The 20,739-nt window shown below is 54.1% G+C and carries 19 protein-coding genes; 13 read left to right on the top strand and 6 right to left on the bottom strand.

Translation table 11 applies throughout. The annotated features are described in order from the left end of the window. Positions 1–54: 54 nt before the first annotated feature. From FGQ86_RS02895 to FGQ86_RS02870, 6 genes are all read left to right on the top strand, one after another. Positions 55–1,566, top strand: a complete 1,512-nt coding sequence (locus tag FGQ86_RS02895; RefSeq protein ID WP_033125992.1) for a sugar ABC transporter ATP-binding protein — start codon at positions 55–57, stop codon at positions 1,564–1,566. Beyond that, the gene (locus FGQ86_RS02890; RefSeq protein WP_033125993.1) at positions 1,559–2,629 is read left to right on the top strand and encodes an ABC transporter permease; all 1,071 of its coding nucleotides are present in this window, start codon (positions 1,559–1,561) and stop codon (positions 2,627–2,629) included. The genes FGQ86_RS02895 and FGQ86_RS02890 overlap by 8 nt, the downstream gene beginning before the upstream one ends. Next, on the top strand, positions 2,629–3,660 hold the full coding sequence (locus FGQ86_RS02885) for a sugar ABC transporter permease YjfF (protein WP_242842836.1): 1,032 nt from the start codon (positions 2,629–2,631) through the stop codon (positions 3,658–3,660). Before FGQ86_RS02890 ends, FGQ86_RS02885 begins: the two co-directional genes overlap by 1 nt. A 172-nt stretch (positions 3,661–3,832) precedes the next feature. Continuing rightward, positions 3,833–5,329 carry an L-arabinose isomerase gene (gene araA / locus FGQ86_RS02880; protein WP_138302929.1) on the top strand — a complete coding sequence of 499 codons (1,497 nt, stop codon included), beginning with the start codon at positions 3,833–3,835 and terminating at the stop codon, positions 5,327–5,329. Positions 5,330–5,352: 23 nt separating this feature from the next. After that, the gene (locus FGQ86_RS02875) at positions 5,353–6,057 is read left to right on the top strand and encodes an L-ribulose-5-phosphate 4-epimerase (protein ID WP_138302928.1); all 705 of its coding nucleotides are present in this window, start codon (positions 5,353–5,355) and stop codon (positions 6,055–6,057) included. A gap of 101 nt (positions 6,058–6,158) precedes the next feature. After that, positions 6,159–7,766, top strand: a complete 1,608-nt coding sequence (locus FGQ86_RS02870; RefSeq protein ID WP_138302927.1) for an FGGY-family carbohydrate kinase — start codon at positions 6,159–6,161, stop codon at positions 7,764–7,766. A 69-nt stretch (positions 7,767–7,835) separates the two neighbouring features. Here FGQ86_RS02870 and FGQ86_RS02865 read toward each other — a convergent pair whose 3' ends face one another. Next, positions 7,836–8,621 carry a Cof-type HAD-IIB family hydrolase gene (locus tag FGQ86_RS02865; RefSeq protein WP_033125996.1) on the bottom strand — a complete coding sequence of 262 codons (786 nt, stop codon included), beginning with the start codon at positions 8,619–8,621 and terminating at the stop codon, positions 7,836–7,838. Positions 8,622–8,814: 193 nt separating this feature from the next. Here FGQ86_RS02865 and rpiB point away from each other — a divergent pair, with 193 nt between their 5' ends. Together rpiB and FGQ86_RS02855 are read left to right on the top strand one after the other, a co-directional pair. Further along, the gene (gene rpiB, locus FGQ86_RS02860) at positions 8,815–9,261 is read left to right on the top strand and encodes a ribose 5-phosphate isomerase B (RefSeq protein WP_138302926.1); all 447 of its coding nucleotides are present in this window, start codon (positions 8,815–8,817) and stop codon (positions 9,259–9,261) included. Positions 9,262–9,363: 102 nt separating this feature from the next. Then, positions 9,364–9,804, top strand: coding sequence for an RpiB/LacA/LacB family sugar-phosphate isomerase (locus FGQ86_RS02855; protein ID WP_033126004.1), 441 nt, complete (start codon positions 9,364–9,366; stop codon positions 9,802–9,804). Positions 9,805–9,925: 121 nt separating this feature from the next. Here the strand turns inward: FGQ86_RS02855 and FGQ86_RS02850 are convergent, their stop codons facing one another. Both FGQ86_RS02850 and rd read right to left on the bottom strand, forming a co-directional pair. Further along, positions 9,926–10,774 (bottom strand): putative manganese transporter, encoded by an 849-nt coding sequence (locus tag FGQ86_RS02850; RefSeq protein WP_033126005.1) that lies wholly within the window; start codon positions 10,772–10,774, stop codon positions 9,926–9,928. 160 nt (positions 10,775–10,934) lie between these two features. Then, entirely contained in the window at positions 10,935–11,096 is a 162-nt protein-coding gene (rd, locus tag FGQ86_RS02845) for a rubredoxin (protein ID WP_033126006.1), read from the bottom strand. Positions 11,097–11,307: 211 nt separating this feature from the next. Between rd and FGQ86_RS02840 the strand changes: the two genes are divergently transcribed. From FGQ86_RS02840 to FGQ86_RS02820, 5 genes are all read left to right on the top strand, one after another. Further along, entirely contained in the window at positions 11,308–12,411 is a 1,104-nt protein-coding gene (locus FGQ86_RS02840; protein WP_138302925.1) for a GTP-binding protein, read from the top strand. Between the two features lie 22 nt (positions 12,412–12,433). After that, a complete protein-coding gene (locus FGQ86_RS02835) occupies positions 12,434–13,393 on the top strand; it encodes a GTP-binding protein (protein ID WP_242842837.1) in 960 nt (319 codons plus the stop codon). Between the two features lie 20 nt (positions 13,394–13,413). Then, positions 13,414–14,199: a ZIP family metal transporter gene (locus FGQ86_RS02830; protein ID WP_138302924.1), complete on the top strand. Its 786-nt coding sequence runs from the start codon at positions 13,414–13,416 to the stop codon at positions 14,197–14,199. A 45-nt stretch (positions 14,200–14,244) separates the two neighbouring features. Continuing rightward, positions 14,245–14,766, top strand: a complete 522-nt coding sequence (locus FGQ86_RS02825; protein WP_033126009.1) for a nitroreductase — start codon at positions 14,245–14,247, stop codon at positions 14,764–14,766. A 156-nt stretch (positions 14,767–14,922) separates the two neighbouring features. After that, positions 14,923–17,388, top strand: a complete 2,466-nt coding sequence (locus FGQ86_RS02820; RefSeq protein ID WP_138302923.1) for a cation-translocating P-type ATPase — start codon at positions 14,923–14,925, stop codon at positions 17,386–17,388. Between the two features lie 56 nt (positions 17,389–17,444). On the opposite strand, the gene FGQ86_RS02815 is transcribed toward FGQ86_RS02820, so the two are convergent. Genes FGQ86_RS02815 through FGQ86_RS02805 form a run of 3 tightly spaced genes read right to left on the bottom strand, consistent with a single transcriptional unit; the run spans position 17,445 to position 20,732 of the window. Next, positions 17,445–18,260 carry a Cof-type HAD-IIB family hydrolase gene (locus FGQ86_RS02815; RefSeq protein WP_138302922.1) on the bottom strand — a complete coding sequence of 272 codons (816 nt, stop codon included), beginning with the start codon at positions 18,258–18,260 and terminating at the stop codon, positions 17,445–17,447. Positions 18,261–18,290: 30 nt separating this feature from the next. Beyond that, a complete protein-coding gene (murF, locus tag FGQ86_RS02810) occupies positions 18,291–19,661 on the bottom strand; it encodes a UDP-N-acetylmuramoyl-tripeptide--D-alanyl-D-alanine ligase (protein WP_033126012.1) in 1,371 nt (456 codons plus the stop codon). 9 nt (positions 19,662–19,670) lie between these two features. Continuing rightward, on the bottom strand, positions 19,671–20,732 hold the full coding sequence (locus tag FGQ86_RS02805; protein WP_138302921.1) for a D-alanine--D-alanine ligase: 1,062 nt from the start codon (positions 20,730–20,732) through the stop codon (positions 19,671–19,673). Positions 20,733–20,739 lie beyond the last annotated feature (7 nt).

Below are 20,739 nucleotides of genomic sequence, written 5' to 3'. Positions count from 1 at the left end.
AAAAATGGAAACAGATCGAGTAAGGTGGAATAAGAGAAAGCAGGTGAGAGCTATATGGAAGAAAATGTTGTATTAAGTATGAGGGATATATCCAAGACATTTCCTGGCGTAAAAGCACTGCAGCATGTTGATTTCACACTGCGCAAAGGTGAGATCCATGCCCTTATGGGTGAAAATGGAGCGGGCAAATCCACACTCATAAAAGTCCTGACGGGCGTATATGAGCTCCAGACAGGTGAGATCACTATGGACGGACAGAAAATCGTTAATAAGTCCCCTCAGGATGCGCAGAAAAACGGGATCAGCACTGTGTACCAGGAAGTCAATCTTTGCCCGAATCTGACGGTGGCAGAGAACCTTTTCATCGGCAGGGAACCGAGAAAGGCAGGCTTTATCGACTGGAAGACTATGAACAGGAAGTCCGCAGAGCTGCTCCGGGATCTGAAGATCGATGCCAACGCGACAGACAAGCTGGAAGATGTATCTCTGGCCAGACAGCAGATGATCGCCATTGCCCGTGCAGTGGATATGCAGTGTAAGGTCCTGATCCTCGACGAGCCAACATCTTCTCTGGACGATGATGAGGTGGCAAAGCTGTTTACACTCATGAACCGGCTGAAGGACCAGGGGGTGGGAATCATTTTTGTTACCCATTTCCTGGAGCAGGTGTACGAGGTGTGCGACCGTATCACTGTGCTGCGGAACGGTGAACTGGTGGGAGAGTATAAAGTGAAAGAACTTCCGAGAGTTCAGCTCGTGGCAAAGATGATGGGCAAGGATTTTGATGATCTTGCGGATATCAAGAGCGCACATGAGGGACTCAAGGAGTTTGTGCCCGTAGTGGAGGCGAAAGGACTGGGACATCAGGGAACGATCAAGCCGTTTGACTTTACAGTCAACAAAGGCGAGGTTGTAGGCCTTTCCGGTCTGCTGGGATCCGGGCGTTCCGAGCTGGTGCGCACGATCTACGGCGCTGACAAGGCGGACAGCGGTACACTGAAAGTTAAGGGAAAAGAGGTTAAGATAAAAGCCCCTATAGATGCCATGAAGCTTGGCATGGCCTATTTGCCGGAGGACAGAAAGAAGGACGGTATCATCGCGGACCTGTCCGTGAGGGAGAACATCATCATCGCCCTTCAGGCCAAGAGAGGCATGTTCCGCCCCATGAGCCGAAAAGAGATGGAGGAGGCAGCTGACAAATATATCGATATGCTCCAGATCAAGACGGCAAGCCGCGAGACTCCTATCAAGAGCCTTTCAGGCGGTAACCAGCAGAAGGTGATCATCGGGCGCTGGCTTCTGACGGATCCGGACTATCTGATCCTGGATGAGCCTACGAGAGGTATTGATATCGGTACAAAGACAGAGATCCAGAAACTGGTGCTTGATCTTGCCGATCAGGGCATGGCAGTGACATTTATCTCTTCCGAGGTAGAGGAGATGCTCCGCACATGTTCGCGTATGGCGATCCTGCGCGACGGGAAAAAGGTGGGAGAGCTCTCCGGTGACGAGCTGTCACAGGAAGGCATTATGAAAGCGATTGCAGGAGGTGGAGAAGATGAGTAATCAGAAATCCGGACTGAAAAAACTGACATCCATGCGGCTGTTCATGCCGATCGTTTGCCTGCTGGTCATCATCATCGTGGCGACGATCACCATACCCGGCTTTTTGAGCATAACTTTCCAGAACGGAGTGCCCTACGGGTATCCGGTGGACGTGATCAACAGGGCATCTGAGCTGGTGATCCTGGCTGTGGGCATGACCCTTGTCACAGCTGCTTCCGGTGGACAGGACATCAGTGTGGGAGCCGTTATGGCGGTGGCCGCGGCTGTGTGCTGCCAGATCCTCTCCGGAGGGGAGGTCTCCGTTAATTCACTTGCCGCCCCCATCATCCTGGCATTCCTTGCGGCTATCGCAGCATCTGCTCTGTGCGGCGCCTTTAACGGTTTCCTGGTAGCGAAGCTGAACATTCAGCCCATGGTCGCCACCCTGATCCTGTACACAGCAGGACGCGGTATTGCGCAGCTTATCACAAACGGACAGATCACATACATCCGCGTGGACTCTTACCAGATCTTTGGAAGTTATATCGGGAAATTTCCCATTCCCACGCCGGTGATCATAGCGGTGGTCGTAGTCATCATCACTTATCTGATCCTGAAGAAGACGGCTCTGGGACTTTATATCGAGAGCGTCGGAATCAATGGAACGGCATCCAGACTGGTGGGACTTAACTCCACTATGATCAAATTTCTGACATATGTCATTTGCGGCATCCTGGCAGGTGTTGCCGGTTTTGTGGCCTCCAGCCGTATCTATTCGGCGGATGCAAACAATATCGGACTGAACCTGGAGATGGACGCCATCCTGGCAGTTGCCCTCGGCGGCAATGTCCTTGGCGGCGGTAAGTTCAGCCTGATGGGATCTGTGATCGGGGCCTATACGATCCAGGCGCTGACAACCGTACTTTACGGAATGAACGTGTCTTCCGACCAGCTTCCGGTGTACAAAGCTATCGTCGTTGTCATCATTGTCGTTCTTCAGAGCCCTGTATTCCAGAAGCTCCTTGCCACCAGAAAAGCAAAAAGACAGGCGGCAGCGCCTGCTGCGGAAGGAGGTAACCAGTAATGGGAAAGAAGAAAATCAATGCTATGCCTAAAAAGAAGATCAGTGCAACTGGCTTCCTTCTTATCATCACGATAGCGCTTTTTGTTGTCATGTATGCGGCCGGTATGGTGGTGTTCTCGGATAAAGGTTTTGCGAAACCGCAGATGTTTTTTAATCTTTTCGTGTCCAATGCGGGCCTTCTTGTCATCGCCCTCGGACAGACCATTGTCATGATCACAGGAGGAATCGACATTTCCGTGGGATCTGTGACAGCTCTTGTCTGCATGGTTTCCGCGTATGAGATGGAAAATATGGGCATGAGTGCCTATGTGGCAGTGGTTTCGGCGCTTGCTATTGGACTTGCCTACGGCGTGATCCAGGGATTTCTTGTGTCCTATCTGGAGATCCAGCCATTTATCGTCACTCTGGCCGGTATGTTCTTTGGGCGCGGCATGACTGCTGTGATCAGCACGGAAATGATCTCCATCAAGAACGAGCTGTTCCTGGCCTGGGCAAACTTTAAGATCAACCTTCCTATTGGATCCCACAGTAAACGGGGAAAATTTATTCCGGCCTATATCTATCCGACGGTCGTGATCGCAATCCTCGTACTGATCATCATCATCCTTGTGATGAAGTATTCCAAGTTTGGACGCTCCGTATACGCCATTGGAGGAAATTCCCAGAGCGCTCTGATGATGGGACTGAATGTAAAGAAGACGAAGTTCAAAGCCTATATCCTGGACGGTTTTCTGGCAGGTCTTGGCGGCTTTCTGTTCTGCCTGAACAGCTGTGCCGGCTTCGTGGAGCAGGCGAAAGGTCTTGAGATGGATGCCATTTCCTCGGCCGTTATCGGAGGTACACTGCTCAGCGGAGGTGTGGGCGTGCCCTTCGGAACACTGTTCGGAGTGCTGATCAAGGGTACGATCCAGTCCCTGATCACGACACAGGGAACACTGTCAAGCTGGTGGGTCCGCATCGTGCTCTCTGCACTGCTGTGCTTCTTCATCATCCTGCAGGCGGTCCTTGGAAATATCAAAAAGAAAAAATAGGCAGGATATCATATGGATTTTAAATGTTGCGGCTATGGGATAACCTGTAGCTGCAATATTTTTACAGACAACGAAAATTTCCTGTAAAGAAAACAAAAATAAGTTGCAGATACAGCCGGAGAAATATGCGGCATAGTTATAAACATAAATACAGCAAAAAGGAGGATTTGTTATGGAACAGAAACAGTATAAATTTTGGTTTTGTACGGGATCCCAGGATTTATACGGAGATGAATGCCTGGCTCATGTAGCTGAGCATTCCCGGAAAATGGTGGAGGTGCTGAACGCATCGGGCAATCTCCCTTACGAACTTGTGTGGAAACCGACACTCATCACCAATGAGCTGATCCGGAAGACGTTCAACGAAGCCAACATGGACGACACCTGTGCGGGAGTGATCACCTGGATGCACACCTTCTCTCCTGCAAAATCCTGGATACTGGGACTCCAGGAATTCAGGAAACCGCTGCTCCACTTCCACACTCAGTTTAACCGGGAAATCCCCTATGACACTATTGACATGGATTTTATGAATGAAAACCAGGCAGCCCACGGAGACAGGGAATACGGACATATTTTCACCCGGCTTGGGATGGAGCGCAAAGTGGTCATGGGATACTGGGAAGATGAGGCGGTCCAGAAAAGGATCGGCTCCTGGATGCAGACCGCTGTCGGCGTGATCGAGAGCAGCCACGTGCGTGTCATGCGCATTGCGGATAATATGCGCAACGTAGCTGTGACAGAAGGAGATAAGGTGGAAGCCCAGATCCGGTTTGGCTGGGAAGTGGATACCTATCCCGTCAATGAGATCGCAGAGGCTGTTGAGGAAGTGCCAAAAGGGGATATTGACACATTAGTGGAAGAATATTACGATAAATATGATATACTCCTGGAGGGAAGGGATGAGAAAGAATTCCGTGAGCATGTAGCAGTGCAGGCGGGCATTGAGATCGGATTTGAGCGATTTCTCCAGGAAAAAAATTACCAGGCTATCGTGACACATTTTGGAGATCTGGGATCCCTGAAGCAGCTTCCGGGACTGGCCATCCAGCGCCTGATGGAGAAAGGTTACGGTTTTGGCGCTGAGGGCGACTGGAAGACAGCGGCTATGGTCCGCGTTATGAAGATCATGACCCAGGGGATGACGGATGCCAAAGGCACTTCCTTTATGGAGGACTACACTTACAACCTTGTCCCCGGGAAAGAGGGGATCCTGGAAGCGCATATGCTGGAAGTGTGTCCTACGATCGCGGACGGCTCCATAGCTATCAAGTGTCAGCCCCTCTCTATGGGAGACAGGGAGGATCCTGCCCGACTTGTATTTACGTCCAAGACAGGACCTGCCATCGCTACATCGCTGATTGATCTGGGGGATCGTTTCCGTCTGATCATCAATGACGTAAACTGCAAAAAGACGGAGAAGCCCATGCCTAAACTCCCGGTGGCGACGGCGTTCTGGACACCGGAGCCGAACCTGCAGACCGGAGCTGAGGCCTGGATCCTTGCAGGAGGAGCCCACCACACGGCCTTCTCCTACGATCTGACTGCGGAGCAGATGGGCGACTGGGCAGCCTGCATGGGAACAGAAGCGGTGTATATTGACAAGGATACAACGATCCGTCAGTTCCAGAATGAGTTGAAATGGAATGCGCTGGTATACAGAAAGTAAAAACGAGGAAGGTGGAGAAAAAGATGTTGGAAGAGCTGAAAAAAGAAGTGTATGAGGCAAATATGCTGCTCCCGAAGTACAATTTGGTGACATTTACATGGGGAAATGTGAGCGGCATTGACCGTGAAAAAGGTCTCTTTGTTATCAAGCCGAGCGGCGTGGACTACGACAAGCTGACACCGAATGATATGGTAGTCGTGGATCTGGAGGGAAATAAGGTAGAGGGAAGATACAATCCCTCTTCTGACACGCCTACCCATGTAGTTCTGTACAACCGTTTTAAGGACATCGGAGGGATTGTACACACCCACTCACCATGGGCCACAAGCTGGGCCCAGGCAGGGCGCGATATTCCCTGTTATGGTACCACCCATGCGGATTACATCTACGGGGAAGTTCCCTGCGTGCGCAATCTGACGAAGGAGGAGATTGAGGAGGCCTATGAGAAAAATACAGGCGTTCTCATCGCAGACGAATTTGAGATCCGGCAGAAGGATTACAATGCTGTTCCTGCGGTACTCTGCAAGAATCACGGACCGTTTACATGGGGGAAGGATGCTCATGAGGCGGTACACAATGCGGTGGTGCTGGAAGAGGTGGCCAAGATGGCGGCCCGGTGCGAGATGATCAATCCTGGAAATGAGCCGGCTCCGCAGGCGCTGCAGGACAAACACTACTATCGGAAACACGGGGCAAACGCGTACTACGGCCAGAAGGCTGAAGATTAAGTGTACCCTGATGAGGAAAGTATCCTGTATGTCATCACCGGCAATATAGAGGAGGCGGTCCTCAGAAGGAAGAACGGACATAGCAGCAAAAGGAGGAGAAGATGAACGCAAACACAGAAAAGGTAAAACAGATGATAGAGGAAGGGCAGGCTGTTGTCGGCATTGAGCTTGGATCTACCAGGATCAAGACAGTCATGATCGATAAAGATCATATCCCTGTCGCTTCCGGAAGCTATGCATGGGAGAACAGGCTGGACGGCCATATCTGGACTTATACCCTGGATGATATCTGGCAGGGACTCCAGGGGAGCTATCAGGATATGGTGAAGAATGTAAAGGAGACCTACGGGACAGAGGTCAAAAAGATCGCGGCTATTGGTTTCAGCGCCATGATGCACGGATACATGGCTTTTGACAAGGAGGACAGACTCCTTGTTCCCTTCCGGACATGGAGAAATACGATCACAGGCCAGGCGGCGGAAGAACTGACAGAGCTGTTTCAGTATAATATCCCGGAAAGGTGGAGTATCGCCCACTTATATCAGGCAATCCTGAACAAAGAGGAGCACGTAAAAGACGTGGCTTACTTTACGACTCTGGCCGGCTATATACACTGGCGCATGACAGGCAGGAAGGTGCTGGGCATAGGCGACGCTTCGGGCATGTTCCCCATCGATATCCGGACGAAAGACTTTGATGAGCGGATGATCGGCCAGTTTGACCAGCTTGTGGCAGAGAGAGGCTATCCATGGAAACTGCGCCAGATCATGCCGGAAGTGCTGCTGGCAGGAGAAGATGCAGGGACGATGACGGAGGAGGGGGCCGCCCTTCTGGATCCATCAGGAGTGCTGCAGGCGGGAGCTGTCGTATGCCCGCCCGAGGGCGACGCGGGAACCGGAATGGCTGCAACTAACAGTGTGGCAGTGCGCACGGGAAATGTGTCAGCCGGAACTTCTGTATTCGCCATGATCGTTCTGGAAAAAGAGCTCTCCAAAGTACACAGGGAAATCGATATGGTGACAACACCTACCGGAAGTCTTGTGGCTATGGCCCACGCCAACAACTGCACTTCGGATCTGAATGCATGGGTGTCCCTCTTTAGAGAATACGGGGAGGCCATGGGAGTAAAGGCTGATATGGATGAGATATTCTCCGCACTGTATAACAAGGCTCTCGAGGGTGATGCGGACTGCGGAGGACTTCTGTCCTACGGATTTTATTCAGGAGAGAGTATTGTCCCCGTAGATGAGGGAAGACCCCTGTTTGTGCGCACGCCGGACAGCTGTTTCAACCTGGCGAACTTTATGCGAACTCATCTCTATGCGGCCCTCGGAACGCTGAAGATCGGCATGGATATCCTGGTGAAAGAGGAGAAGATCCAGATTGACAAGATACTTGGACACGGAGGTCTGTTCAAGACTCCCGGAGTGGGCCAGCGGATCATGGCCGCAGCTATGCAGGCACCTGTCTCTGTCATGGAGACTGCCGGCGAGGGCGGCGCATGGGGGATCGCGCTTCTGGCTTCTTATGCTCTGCGCAAAGAGGAAGGAGAGGCGTTGGAGTCCTATCTGGACAGCAGAGTGTTCGGCGGAGAGGAAGGCGTAAAGATGGATCCTGACGCCGGTGATGTGGCTGGCTTCGAGGCCTTTATCGAAAGATTTAAGGCAGGGCTTTCCGTTGAGCAGGAGGCTGTCAGGAAACTGGTATAAGTGAAAGGATAATGGACGGATTATAGAAAGACCGGGCAGACAAAAGTTCTGCCCGGTCTTTTATGAGAGTTAAATGCTGGTGGAGGAGATTATATCGTCAAGCACATCGGAAACGGAATCTGTGACATAGGTGGAGTAGAAGGAGATGCCGGGAGCTGCGCTTGACATGGCATAACTGATCCCTGCAAGCTGCAGCATTTCTACATCATTGTACTGGTCGCCAAAGGCAACACATTCTTCCGGAAGGATGTGCAGATAATCCAGAAGGGTGTGAAGGGCAGTCCCTTTGTTGGCGTCAGGGGCAATGAAGTCTACCCATATGTTGCCTGAGGTGACGACTTTGATCTCGCTGGAAAACAATTTCTGAAAATAGGCCAGACAGTCTTTTGTGCCGTTGAAATTGCAGACTGCTATCTTCAGGTAAGGTTCCTGAATCTCGTCAATACTGTCCACAAATTTCATGTCATTTTTCATGACATGCAGCATATGGTATCTGAACTCTTCGTTTACAGAGTCGCTGTAGCACACTTTTTCCCCCGAAATGATACATTCGCATCCGCTGCATTGGTGGATGGCATCAACGATGCGGTTGCCCAAATCCCGTGGGATCAGCCCTCTGGAAAGCACTTTCCCGTCATGCACGCAGAGAGAGCCGTTTTCGGCTATATAGGAAATATCGTCCTGCACGGGGGCAAACAGTCTCCGCAGATTTGGATACTGGCGTCCACTGGCCGCTGCAAAGTGGATACCATTTTCCTTCAGTGTGCGGATCTGGTCAAATATAATGGGGTCCAGTTCCTGGGCTCCGTTCTGGAGCAGCGTCCCATCCAGGTCGCTGGCGATCAATTTTATCATATACGGTACTCCTCATAAAAAATAGAAATAGTATGTAGTCCTTAAGGATCCTACCCATTATAGTACGAAACAGGAAAATGTGCAAAACAAAACTGCTGGGAGGCGAATATTCCTAATAGACATTGCCTTTCAAAAATGAAAAGATTATAATATATCCAGAAATGAATTTTGAGTAAAGAAGGAGACCAGATGTATGAGAATAGGAATAGGAAACGACCACTCAGCGGTGGAGATGAAAAAGGAAGTCATGAAATTTCTGCAGGATCTGGGCTATGAAGTGATCAATTATGGAACAGATTCCACAGAGAGCTGTGACTATCCGGTGTATGGGGAGAAAGTCGGGCGCGCTGTTGTTGCGAAGGAAGTGGATCTGGGTATATTGATCTGCGGTACCGGCGTAGGCATTTCCCTGGCGGCCAATAAAGTGAAAGGCGTTCGGGCGGTAGTCTGCAGTGAGCCGTATTCAGCCCGTTTGTCCAGACAGCACAACAACACGAACATCCTTGCGTTCGGTGCAAGAGTAGTGGGAATTGAGCTGGCAAAGATGATCATAGAGGAGTGGCTGAACGCGGAATTTGAAGGCGGAAGGCACCAGAGAAGGGTCGATATGATCATGGACATAGAAAAGAGAGACGAATAAAGTAAAAAAGTAAAAACGAAACAAAACGAAAGTGGACAAAAGTATAACGAAATGATAAAATGAAGAAAACGAAACAGAAATAACTATAAGGAGGAAGAAAAAATGAAAATTGCAATTGGATGTGATCCCAATGCCCAGGAAGCAAAAGAAGAGATCATCAAGTACATTGAGGCAAAAGGATACGGGGAAGTAACAGATTTTGGAAGCGATGATCCTATCTACGCCAACGTTGCCATTAAGGTCGGCGAGGCTGTGGCTTCCAAGGAGTATGACAGGGGTATCCTGATCTGCGGCACAGGTATCGGCGTATCTATTGCAGCCAACAAAGTAAAGGGCGCCTATGCAGCTCTTGTATCCGATGTATACTCCGCGCAGAGAGCGCGCCTGAGCAATGACGCCAACATCGCATGTATGGGTGCGTTTACAACGGGAAACAAGGTGCGTGAGCTGTTAGTGGACGCCTTCCTCGGAAACGAATTCGTTCCAGGATGCTCTTCTCAGCCGAAAGTAGACGCATTTGTAAAATACGACCAGGAGAGATAATCTTCCGGGTCAGTTCTAAGTTATCAAAAAAGCGATGCAGGTCACGCCGGTCTCATCGCTTTTTTCTATGCAGGGCTGTACAAATGTTCTTTTCGCTCGTTCTTTTCACTCTAAAACCGGGCTAAAACCCGGCCAGGTGCAGGATTATGCCGGCGATCACCGCGCAGGCGTACAGAAGGCCGGTGAATTTGACGCACTCCAGCTTGTCCGGATTGACCTTGAAAAGGACGATCAGCCCGACGCCCGCGTTGGTGCACAGGCCGGCGATGACGGAGGCGAAGGAGAGGGCTTTGCCGAGATAGAGCTCAGTCAACAGCACGGAGGCGGCGCAGTTGGGGATGAACCCGAGAAGGGCCGCCAGAAAGGGCTGGAAGATGCTTCCATTTAATAGGAAGGTGGACACTGACTCAAGGCCGGCTCCCTCGATCACGGCGTTCAGGACAAAGGTGCAGATAAAAATATAGCCGAACAGACGGACCGTGTGGTTCAGGGCCGGGCGCAGGATGCCGTGGTGGTCGTGGCAGCCGCAGTGGTGGCACAGATCCTCGATTTCCTTTTTAGTGGAGATAAATTTGGCGAAGAACAGGTCCGCCAGGTATCCGGCTGCGATGGCAATGATGATTTTAACTGCCAGGAGAGCGGCAATAGCACCCCCGTTTCCCGGGTGGCCGATGAGGATCAGCACAGCCTCGTCGGAGGTGGCCAGAAAGACGGACAGCAGCGTGCCCATGGAGATGACGCCTCCGGAGTAGAGGTTGGCGGCCATGACCGAGAAGCCGCACTGGGGGATACAGCCAAAGAGGGCGCCCACTACAGGGCCTGCCTTCTCGATCTTTGTCAGCGTCCGGCGGATCCAGGCGCTGGAATAGTGCTCCAGACCCTCCAGGAGCAGGAAGGCGGCAAACAGGAAGGGCAGCATGCGGACGCTGTCCTCGGCTGTGTGTAAGAAAATGTGTTCCAGTAATTCCATGATCAGATCTTCCTTTTTATATAAAAATGAAAACGATTATCAGGGTATCTTGAAAATAGTACCAATTTCCGGGCGGAATGTCAAGTAAAAGGAGCCCTGCGTCAGCAGAGCTCCAACTGAAATATTCTGATGATTTTCAGGCCAGACTGCGCGGCGGAGATTAGCCCTCCACAACAAACATGTCTTTGCCCACTCCGCAGATGGGGCATACCCAATCCTCCGGGAGATCTTCAAATGCTGTACCCGGTGCGATGCCGTTGTCAGGATCGCCGATTTCCGGATCATACACATAGCCGCAAGGTTCGCATACATATTTCTGCATAATTTTTTCCTCCTGATATAGTTGATTGTAATGTGTTTTACAATTACAAGGCTATTATAAAATGGATGGACAGTTTCTGCAAGGCATAGAAGAAAGATTATTCTGCCTCCTTGAAATTTGTGCCGGGCTGTGACAAAATAGTTTTGGATGTGCGCAGATATGATGCGCAAATGTCCGGAAAAATAAATAAGAAAGAACAGGAGTGGATAAAATGACAAAAATAGATATTATCTCCGGCTTTCTGGGAGCCGGGAAGACCACACTTATCCAGAAGCTTCTCCGGGAGGCCTTCAAGGGAGAGCAGGTGGTCCTGATTGAAAACGAGTTCGGCGAGATCGGCATTGACGGAGGCTTCCTCAAGGAGGCGGGCATCGAGATACGGGAGATGAATTCCGGCTGCATCTGCTGCTCTCTCGTGGGTGACTTCGGCGCTTCCTTAAAGGAAGTCATCGAGACCTACCATCCGGACAGAATTCTCATCGAGCCCTCCGGCGTGGGCAAGCTCTCTGATGTAAAAAAGGCGGTGGAGAGTGTGAAGACAGATGCGGATGTGGCGCTGAACAGCGCGACCACAGTGGTGGATGTGAAGAAGTGCAAGATGTATCTAAAAAATTTCGGAGAATTTTACAAGAACCAGGTGGAGTCGGCGGGAGCCATTATCCTGAGCCGTACCGACATTGCGGACGATGACAAGGTGGAGCAGGCAGTGGCACAGATCCGCGCCCTCAACCCGGACGCCCCCATTATCACCACCCCGGAGGACCAGATCGACGGGGCCAAGCTCTTTGAGATCATGGAGCAGCACGCTCCCTCTCTGGAGGAGGAGCTGATGGAGGAGACGAGATGCGACGTGTGCGGCGGCCATCACGGGCTCGGCGAAGAGCATCACCATGACCATGATCACGACCACCATCACGACCATGAGGAGCATGATCACGGCCACCATCACGAGCATGACCACGATGGGTGCGGCCACGACCACCATCACGGGCATGACCACGATCATCACGGCCACCACCATCACCATGCGGATGAGGTGTTTGGAAGCTGGGGCCTGGAGACGGTGAAAAAGTACAGCGCCCAGGATCTGAAGGTGCGCCTGGATGCCCTCGGCGACGCGGACACCTACGGCATGGTGCTCCGGGCCAAGGGAATGGTGGAAGGCGACAAGGGAACGTGGATCTACTTTGACATGGTGCCCGGGGAAGTGGAGCTCCGGGAGGGACAGCCGGACTACACAGGACGCATCTGCGTGATCGGATCCAAGCTGAAAGAGGACGCCCTGAAGGAACTTTTTGCGGGCGCGGCAGAATAGAAAGGGCAGGTGACGAAAGCTTATGCAGATGGTAGACAATGCCAGAGTGGTGGTGTACCTAATGGCGGGCTTCCTGGAGAGCGGGAAGACCAGCTTCCTGCGGTACACCTTGAGCCAGGAATATTTTGAGATCGACGGGAATACCCTGCTGATCCTCTGCGAGGAGGGGGAGGAGGAGTACGGCGAGGCGCTTCTGAAGCGGACTAACACCACCCTCCTTACTGTGGATGACCCGGAGGAGATGACCCTGGAGTGGCTCCAGGAGGCGGACCGGAAGTATCATCCGGAGCGGGTCATCATCGAGTGCAACGGCATGTACCCGGTGAGCAGGATCGAGGCCATGGACGTGCCCTCCGGGTGGGGGCTTGTGCAGAAGCTGGTGACAGTGGATGCCACCACCTTTGGGACCTACATCGCCAACATGAAGCCCCTCTTTATGGATATGGTGAGAAATGCGGAGCTTGTCATGTTCAACCGCTGCACAAAGGATATGCCTCTCGCCTCCTACCGGCGGAATGTGAAGGTGGTCAACCAGAGCGCCCAGATCATTTTCGAGGGGGAGGACGGGGAGATCGACAACATCTTTGAGGACGCCATGCCCTATGACCTGGACGCTCCGGTGGTGCAGATCGATGACATGGACTACGGTATCTGGTACGTGGACATGATGGATCATCCCGAGAGATACTTAAAGAAGACAGTGGAGTACAAGGCGAAGGTACTCAAGCCGAGAGGATTTCCGGCCAAGGAGTTCGTGGCGGGCCGGATGGCGATGACCTGCTGCGCCGACGACACCACCTTCCTGGGATATATATGCCGCAGTCCTTACGCCCCCAAGCTGACGCCCGGACAGTGGGTGAAGGTGCGGGGGACGGTAGGCTATGAGTATACCCGCGCCTACGGGCGGAAGGGCCCGGTGATCAGGGCGGAATATGTGGAGGAGGCACAGGCTCCCCAGGACGAGATGGTCTATTTTAACTAGACGGATATGAGGAGGAGTATATGAGTAATGTACTGATCGGTATTCTGATACCGTTTTTTGGCACCACACTGGGCGCGGCCTGCGTTTTTCTGATGCGGAGAGAGAGTATGCCGCCCCTTGTCCAGAAGGTGCTTTTGGGGTTCGCCTCCGGCGTCATGGTGGCGGCCTCCGTGTGGTCCCTTCTCATCCCGGCCATGGACATGTCCGCGGATATGGGAAAGCTGGCATTTATCCCCGCGGCGGCGGGAGTGGCAGTGGGTATGCTCTTTCTGCTTCTGCTGGATAAGAGGGTGCCCCACCAGCACATGGACCACAGGGAGCCGGAGGGGCCAAAAAGCAGCTGGCGCCGCTCTACCATGCTGGTCATGGCAGTGACCCTCCACAATATACCGGAGGGAATGGCAGTGGGCGTAGTGTTTGCCGGGCTTCTGGCGGACAACGCCCAGATCTCCCTCATGGGGGCCTTTGCCCTTTCCATCGGTATTGCCATCCAGAATTTCCCGGAGGGCGCCATCATTTCCATGCCCCTTAGAAGTGAGGGCGGGGCTACCAGGGGCAGGACCTTCCTGTATGGAACCCTGTCCGGCATCGTGGAGCCGGCCGCGGCTCTTGTCACTATCCTGCTCTCGGAGCTTCTCACCCCGGTGCTTCCCTTTCTCCTGGCCTTTGCGGCGGGAGCTATGCTGTACGTGGTGGTGGAGGAGCTCATACCGGAGGCCAACGAGGGAGAGCACAGCAATATTGGCACGATGGGCTTCGCGGTGGGATTTATCCTCATGATGATCCTGGACGTGGCCCTGGGCTGATGTGGTAACGAATGAAAAGACAAGCAGCAAAGGAGGAACAAGGACATGAAAGAGACACTGAAGGATTTAAAGGAGAGAAGGAGCGTCCGGGCCTATAAGGCGGAGCAGATCAGGGACGAGGAGCTTGAGCGGATCCTGGAGGCCGGCCTCTGGGCGCCCAGCGGTATGGGGCAGCAGCCGGTTGTCTTTGTGGCCGTGCAGGATCCGGAGACGAGAGAACAGCTCCGGAAAATGAACGCTTCCATTATGGGGGATCCGGATACAGATCCCTTCTACGGAGCGCCCACCATCGTGGTGGTGCTGGCGGACACAGGGCGCCCCACCTATGTGGAGGACGGAAGCCTGGCCATGGGCAACCTGATGAATGCGGCCCAGGCGGTGGGACTTGGCTCCTGCTGGATCCACAGGGCGAAGGAAGAGTTTGAGAGCGAGGAGGGGAAAAGGCTCCTGGAAAAATGGGGGCTTGGAGAAAACTATGCCGGCGTCGGACACTGCGCGCTGGGCTATGCGGCCGGGGAGAAGCCGGCAGCCAAAGAGCGCAGGCCGGGCCGCGTGATCCGGATCTGAGCTGACAGCATACAAAAGAGCGGGGCGGGGCATCCTTAAGAGGAAGGTTCCCGCCCCGGCGCTTTGCGGGCTTAAGAGAATTTTTAGAGAACCTTTATAGAAATCTTAAGAGGAGAGGTATATAATAGGATAGATATAGAGGAGACGTAAATATACATGAAGAAAAGACAAAAAAATGTGAAGAAAAAAGTAGAGGAACACAGTGAGAGGAGAAACCGGCGGATCCGCACGACCCGGTATGACCCGGACCCGGCGGAGGGGCTTAGCTCCCAGAAGGTGCAGGAGCACCGGATGCACGGGTGGACCAACATCTCGGTGGATCCGCCTGCCAAGACGACAAAGGAGATCATACATGAAAATGTATTTACCTACTTCAACCTGATCTTTGTCGTGCTGGGCGTGCTGCTCTGCCTGGTGGGCTCCTTCCGGAACCTGACCTTCCTCCCGGTGGTCATTGTCAACACCCTGATCGGCATTGTCCAGGAGGTGCGGTCCAAGAATGTGCTGGAGAAGATGAGCATGCTGAACGCGCCCCACGCCAGGGTGGTCCGGGACGGAAAGGTGAGAAAGGTGAATTCCGAGGAGCTGGTGCTGGATGACATCGTCATCTTCAGCGCGGGCAATCAGATCTGCGCGGACGCAGTGGTATCCGCAGGGGAGATACAGGTCAACGAGTCCCTGCTGACAGGCGAGTCCGACGAGATCACCAAGCGAAAGGGGGATAAGCTCATGTCCGGCAGCTTTGTGGTGTCCGGGGAGTGCCGGGCCCGGCTGGACAAGGTGGGGGAGGACTCCTACATCTCCCGTCTGACCATGGAGGCCAAGGCCATGGACGACCAGGAGCAGTCGGAGATGATCCGCTCTCTGGACAAGCTGGTCAAGTGGGTGGGCATTATCATCATCCCCATCGGCCTGATCCTCTTTTCCCAGAGCTTTTTCTTCAACCATGAGGGCTTTTCCCAGAGCGTCACCTCCATGGTGGCGGCGGTCATTGGTATGATCCCTGAGGGACTGTATCTGCTGGCCAGCGTGGCCCTGGCGGTGAGCGCCATGCGCCTGGCCAGCCAGAAGGTGCTGCTCCACGACATGAAGAGCATCGAGACGTTGGCCAGAGTCAACGTGCTCTGTGTGGATAAGACGGGAACCATCACGGAAAACACCATGACGGTAAACCGGGTGGAGCCCACGCTGGACTACCGGGAGAAGGAGGAGGAGTATCCGCCTCTGGAGAAAATGCTGGGGGATTTCGCGGCGGCCATGAGCGAGGACAACATCACCATGGCAGCTCTGAAGGAGTATTTCCAGGAGAATACGGGGAAAAAGCCGGTGAGCCTGACCTCATTTTCCTCCGCAGTGAAATACAGCAGCGTCACCTACAAGGACGGCGCCTATGTGCTGGGAGCGCCGGAGATGGTCCTGCGGGACGATTATGTCCTCTATGAGGCGGAAATCGAGCAGTTTACAAAGAAAGGCTACCGTGTTCTCGTGTTCGGAAAATATGCGGGACAGATAGACGGAAAGCCCCTTACGGAGAAGGTCACGCCCCTGGGCTATGTGATGCTCTCCAACCCCATCCGGCAGAATGCGCCGGAGACCTTCGCCTACTTTGCGGAGCAGGGCGTGGACATCAAGGTCATCTCCGGTGACAACCCGGTGACAGTGTCCGAGGTGGCCTCCCGGGCCGGCATTGCGGGGGCGGAGAACTATGTGGACGCGGGCACGCTGAAGACGGACCAGGACGTGGCGGCGGCCATGAAGAAGTACACGGTCTTCGGCCGTGTGACTCCAAATCAGAAGCGGCAGTTTGTGAATGTGCTGAAGGACCAGGGAAACACAGTGGCTATGACAGGGGACGGCGTCAACGATATCCTGGCTCTGAAGGACGCGGACTGCAGCATCGCCATGGCGTCGGGCAGCGAGGCCGCCTCCCAGGCGGCCCAGGTGGTGCTGCTGGAGTCGGATTTCTCCTGTATGCCCTCTGTGGTAATGGAGGGACGCCGGGTGGTCAACAACATCCAGAGGTCGGCAAGCCTGTTCCTTGTGAAGAATATCTTTTCCCTCCTTTTGTCCGTGTTCTCGGCGGTGTTCATGATCACCTACCCGCTGGAGCCGGCCCAGGTCTCGCTGATCAGCATGTTTACCATCGGCGTGCCCGCCTTTTTCCTGGCGCTCGAGCCCAACAAGAACCGGATACAGGGACATTTCCTCCCCAACGTCTTCCTGAAGGCGCTGCCCGGGGGACTGACCGATGTGCTGATCGTGGGAGCGCTGGTCATCTTCGGGCAGACCTTTGAGGTGGGACAGTCGGATATCGCCACGGCGGCCACCATCCTTCTGGCCATTGTGGGCTTCATGGTTCTCTGGAAGATCAGCCAGCCTATGAACCCCATCCGGATCGCTGTGCTGTCAGGCTGCGGCATTGCCCTTGTGCTCTCCAGCATCTACCTGGGTGACCTGTTTGCCATCACGGCCATGTCCACCAAGTGCATCATGCTCTTTATCGTGTTCTCCATCGCCGCGGAGCCGGTGTTCCGCTACCTCAGCTTTGTGGTGGAGGCTCTGGGGAAATTTGGAAAGCGGCTGATCCTGTGGCATGAGAAGAATAAGGGGAAGACGGCGTAGGGATACAAAAAAGAGTTCCAATGAGGAACTCTTTTTTTGTGAGGACAGGAGCGGTCCTATCTCATAAATTTATTGATCACATGCAGAACCCCGTTCTCATCGTTGGACTTGGTGATGTAGTCCGCGCTGTCCCGCACAGGGGGCTGGGCGTTTGCCATGGCCACTCCCAGCCCGGCGGTCTCGATCATGGTGATGTCGTTGTACCCGTCCCCGCAGCAGATCATCTGCCGGGTGGAGAGCCCGATGCTGCCCAGCAGCTTTACGAGGGCGTGGGCCTTATCCACGCCCCTTGGCATGATCTCCAGGAAGAAAGGGTCTGAGCAGTAGATGTTCAGATAAGAGCGGAAATGGGTGGTCATGATATCCTTCATACGGCTGATCACCTCCGGCTCGCCGGTGGCCAGGAGCTTATTGATCTGCCGGGGAATATCTGCTGTAAAGTCGCTGCTTTCCAGAATCGGCATGTGATTGATCCGGGACTCCAGCAGCGTGTACCGGTTGGGCTTTATCCCCGAGATAATGTGATCCTCCGTGTAGGTCAGGATATCCGCACCCTCCCCGGCAAAGGACGAGGCCAGCCGGAAAGCGGGGGCGGGGGCGTCCTGGGGGAGATAGCGGTTGTACATGATCTGTCCGCTGCGGCAGTCTGTAATGCGCGCCCCGTTAAAGGAGAGAATGTAGCTCCCGTAGTCGGACAGATGGAGCTGCTTGGCCAGGGGCAGCACACCCTTTGTGGGGCGGCCGCTTGCCAGGACCACCTTTTTCCCCATCTCCTGTATATCGATCAGCGCTTCCCGGGTCTCCGGCGTGATCTCTTTTTTTGAGTTTGTCAGTGTGCCGTCCAGATCAAGGACAAGAACCTGATAATCCATGGTCTGCTCTGTTCTCCTTTGTGAAATCCCCTACAGCTCTCTCAGCGCCTGTACGATCCCGCTGAAGCCGAGGCTGTTGGATGCTTTTACAAGAACATTGTCCCCCTTCTGTATCAGATCTCCCAGATGAGGGATCAGCTCCTCTCTTGTGGCGAACCAGTGTGTCTCTATGTGTGAGCCGGCATCTTCAATGCCCCGGATGATCTCCCTGGCCAGCTCGTCCACGGCGATCACCACATCGGTCTCTGAGGCGGCCAGATAGGCGCCCACCTCGTAGTGGAGCTCCTTTTCGTTGCTGCCCAGCTCGCCCATCTTTCCCAGGATAGCCACCCTGCGCCCGATGCCCAGATCCAGCACATCGATGGCGGCCTTCATGGAAACCGGATTGGCGTTATAGCAGTCGTCCAGGATGATGATCCTGTCGGTCTGTATGATATTGTTCCTGCCAGCCATGAAGGGCAGATTTTCAATGCCGTCTTTGATCTGTCTGCTGTCAAGGCCCAGCACATACCCTACAGCCGCTCCGGCCAGGGCGTTGGACACCATGTGGGAGCCGGGGGTGGGCACCAGACAGGAGAACTCTCCGGCCGGGGTGTGGATGACGCAGGAGGATCCCTTCAGCCCCTGGGACTGCACATCTGAGGCGTATACGTCGCAGTCCGGCGATGTTCCGTAGAAGAGGGGAGTCACACCTTTTACGGGCCCGATAGTGGACAGAAGAGGATCGTCCCCGTTGAGGACGATGGAACCGCCCGGCTTCATGTCCTGGAACATCTGCGTCTTCTCCTGCATGATGCCCTCCTGTGTCTTGAGAAATTCCAGGTGGGCCACACCGATGTTTGTGATCACGCACACATCGGGCTGAGCCACGGTGGAGAGCTTGCGCATTTCACCGAAATGGTTGATGCCCATTTCCAGGACGGACACTTCATTTTCCTCCTTCAGGTCAAAGACAGTCAGGGGGAGTCCGGACTCGCTGTTTAAGTTTCCCTGGGTCTTGTGGACATTGTACTTCTGAGACAGGACAGAGGCGATCATCTCCTTTGTGCTTGTCTTTCCCACGCTGCCGGAGATGCCTACCACCTTTACGTCAAAGGAGTCCCGGTACAGCTTTGCGATGTCCAGAAGGGCCTGGGCCGTTGACTCCACCTGGATATAGGGGAAGGCTGTCTCCCCCAGATCCTGCTCGGACACAGCGCAAAGGGCGCCCTTTTCCATGACACCCGGGATGAAGGAGTGGCCGTCCACCCGCTCGCCCTTGATGGCTACGAACACATCGCCGGGGCCGGCCTTGCGGCTGTCGATGACCACGTGGGCAGCCTCCCTTCCAAGGAGGCTGTCGCTGCCGTGATAAATGCCCCTGCAGGCCTTTGTCATATTTTCTATTGTGAGATTTTTCATGTTCTTCTCCTATCTGTATCTGGCGTCCAGAGATTTCTCAATGATCTGTTCGCAGAATTCACCGTACTCATATCCTGCCGCCTTTGCCGCCTTGGGCAGAAGGCTGGCGCTTGTCATGCCGGGGAGAGAGTTGACCTCCAGGCAGTAGAACTGTCCGGTGTGATTGTCTACGATAAAATCAGCCCTGCAGTACACGTTCAGGCGCAGAGCCTGGGCGGCCAGCACGCCGGTCTTCTGGATGGCCTCTGTAGTCTCCTTGTCCACGGATGTGGCGGGGCAGATCTCGGAGGCGCCGCCGCTCTGGTATTTGTGGACATAGTCGAATACGCCGCCATCGGGGATGATCTCCACGAGAGGCAGGGCCTGACCGTCAAAGATCCCGCAGGCATATTCCCGGCCGTCGATGAAGGGCTCAATGACCACTTCGTCCTCCTTCTCGAAGGAGACGCGCATGGCCTCCCTGAACTCCTCCTCCGTATGTACAAAGTGGACTCCGATGCTGGAGCCGCCGGAGCAGGGCTTCACCACAAGGGGAAGGGGGATCTGAAGGGTCTCAAGGGAGATGTCCTTGTTCCTCCTGGAAACATGGGTTCCGTAGGGAGTGGGAACCCCGGCGGAGTGGAAGAGATCCTTTGTCACGCCCTTATCCATGGACAGGGCGCAGCCCAGAGAGTCAGGCCCTGTGTAGCGTATCCCCAGTGTGTCAAAGGCAGCCTGCAGCTTGCCGTTCTCGCCCAGTCCCCCGTGGAGGGCCAGGAAGGTGATGTCAGCCAGACCGCACAGCTCCAGCACGTTGGGGCCCAGGAAGCTGGGGGAATCCCCGGGGCGCGAGGCCCAGAGGGCGTCAAGGTCCGGCTCGGATGTCTGGATACCTGTGGCGATCTCAAGGCCGCCTCCCGGGAGTGTGAATACGTCCTCCAGGTTTTCGGGGGCCTTCTCAAGGCCAAGGAAAGCGTCCAGAAGATAGGCGTTGTGTCCTCTCTCCCGGAGCGCCCGGCAGATACTGCCTCCGGAGCTTAAGGACACATCCCGCTCGTTGCTGTAGCCGCCTGCCAGTACAATAATATTCATAGAAATA

This window comes from Clostridium sp. BSD2780061688st1 H5, from assembly GCF_005845155.1.
In the GTDB taxonomy this organism is placed as follows: domain Bacteria; phylum Bacillota; class Clostridia; order Lachnospirales; family Lachnospiraceae; genus Claveliimonas; species Claveliimonas intestinigallinarum.
This window is presented reverse-complemented; position numbering and strand designations above follow the sequence as displayed.

Coding starts and splice junctions, on each gene's coding strand:
- FGQ86_RS02895 (WP_033125992.1), top strand. CDS start 55: ATGGAAGAAAATGTTGTATTAAGTATGAGGGATATATCCAAGACATTT.
- FGQ86_RS02890 (WP_033125993.1), top strand. CDS start 1,559: ATGAGTAATCAGAAATCCGGACTGAAAAAACTGACATCCATGCGGCTG.
- FGQ86_RS02885 (WP_242842836.1), top strand. CDS start 2,629: ATGGGAAAGAAGAAAATCAATGCTATGCCTAAAAAGAAGATCAGTGCA.
- araA (WP_138302929.1), top strand. CDS start 3,833: ATGGAACAGAAACAGTATAAATTTTGGTTTTGTACGGGATCCCAGGAT.
- FGQ86_RS02875 (WP_138302928.1), top strand. CDS start 5,353: ATGTTGGAAGAGCTGAAAAAAGAAGTGTATGAGGCAAATATGCTGCTC.
- FGQ86_RS02870 (WP_138302927.1), top strand. CDS start 6,159: ATGAACGCAAACACAGAAAAGGTAAAACAGATGATAGAGGAAGGGCAG.
- FGQ86_RS02865 (WP_033125996.1), bottom strand. CDS start 8,621: ATGATAAAATTGATCGCCAGCGACCTGGATGGGACGCTGCTCCAGAAC.
- rpiB (WP_138302926.1), top strand. CDS start 8,815: ATGAGAATAGGAATAGGAAACGACCACTCAGCGGTGGAGATGAAAAAG.
- FGQ86_RS02855 (WP_033126004.1), top strand. CDS start 9,364: ATGAAAATTGCAATTGGATGTGATCCCAATGCCCAGGAAGCAAAAGAA.
- FGQ86_RS02850 (WP_033126005.1), bottom strand. CDS start 10,774: ATGGAATTACTGGAACACATTTTCTTACACACAGCCGAGGACAGCGTC.
- rd (WP_033126006.1), bottom strand. CDS start 11,096: ATGCAGAAATATGTATGCGAACCTTGCGGCTATGTGTATGATCCGGAA.
- FGQ86_RS02840 (WP_138302925.1), top strand. CDS start 11,308: ATGACAAAAATAGATATTATCTCCGGCTTTCTGGGAGCCGGGAAGACC.
- FGQ86_RS02835 (WP_242842837.1), top strand. CDS start 12,434: ATGCAGATGGTAGACAATGCCAGAGTGGTGGTGTACCTAATGGCGGGC.
- FGQ86_RS02830 (WP_138302924.1), top strand. CDS start 13,414: ATGAGTAATGTACTGATCGGTATTCTGATACCGTTTTTTGGCACCACA.
- FGQ86_RS02825 (WP_033126009.1), top strand. CDS start 14,245: ATGAAAGAGACACTGAAGGATTTAAAGGAGAGAAGGAGCGTCCGGGCC.
- FGQ86_RS02820 (WP_138302923.1), top strand. CDS start 14,923: ATGAAGAAAAGACAAAAAAATGTGAAGAAAAAAGTAGAGGAACACAGT.
- FGQ86_RS02815 (WP_138302922.1), bottom strand. CDS start 18,260: ATGGATTATCAGGTTCTTGTCCTTGATCTGGACGGCACACTGACAAAC.
- murF (WP_033126012.1), bottom strand. CDS start 19,661: ATGAAAAATCTCACAATAGAAAATATGACAAAGGCCTGCAGGGGCATT.
- FGQ86_RS02805 (WP_138302921.1), bottom strand. CDS start 20,732: ATGAATATTATTGTACTGGCAGGCGGCTACAGCAACGAGCGGGATGTG.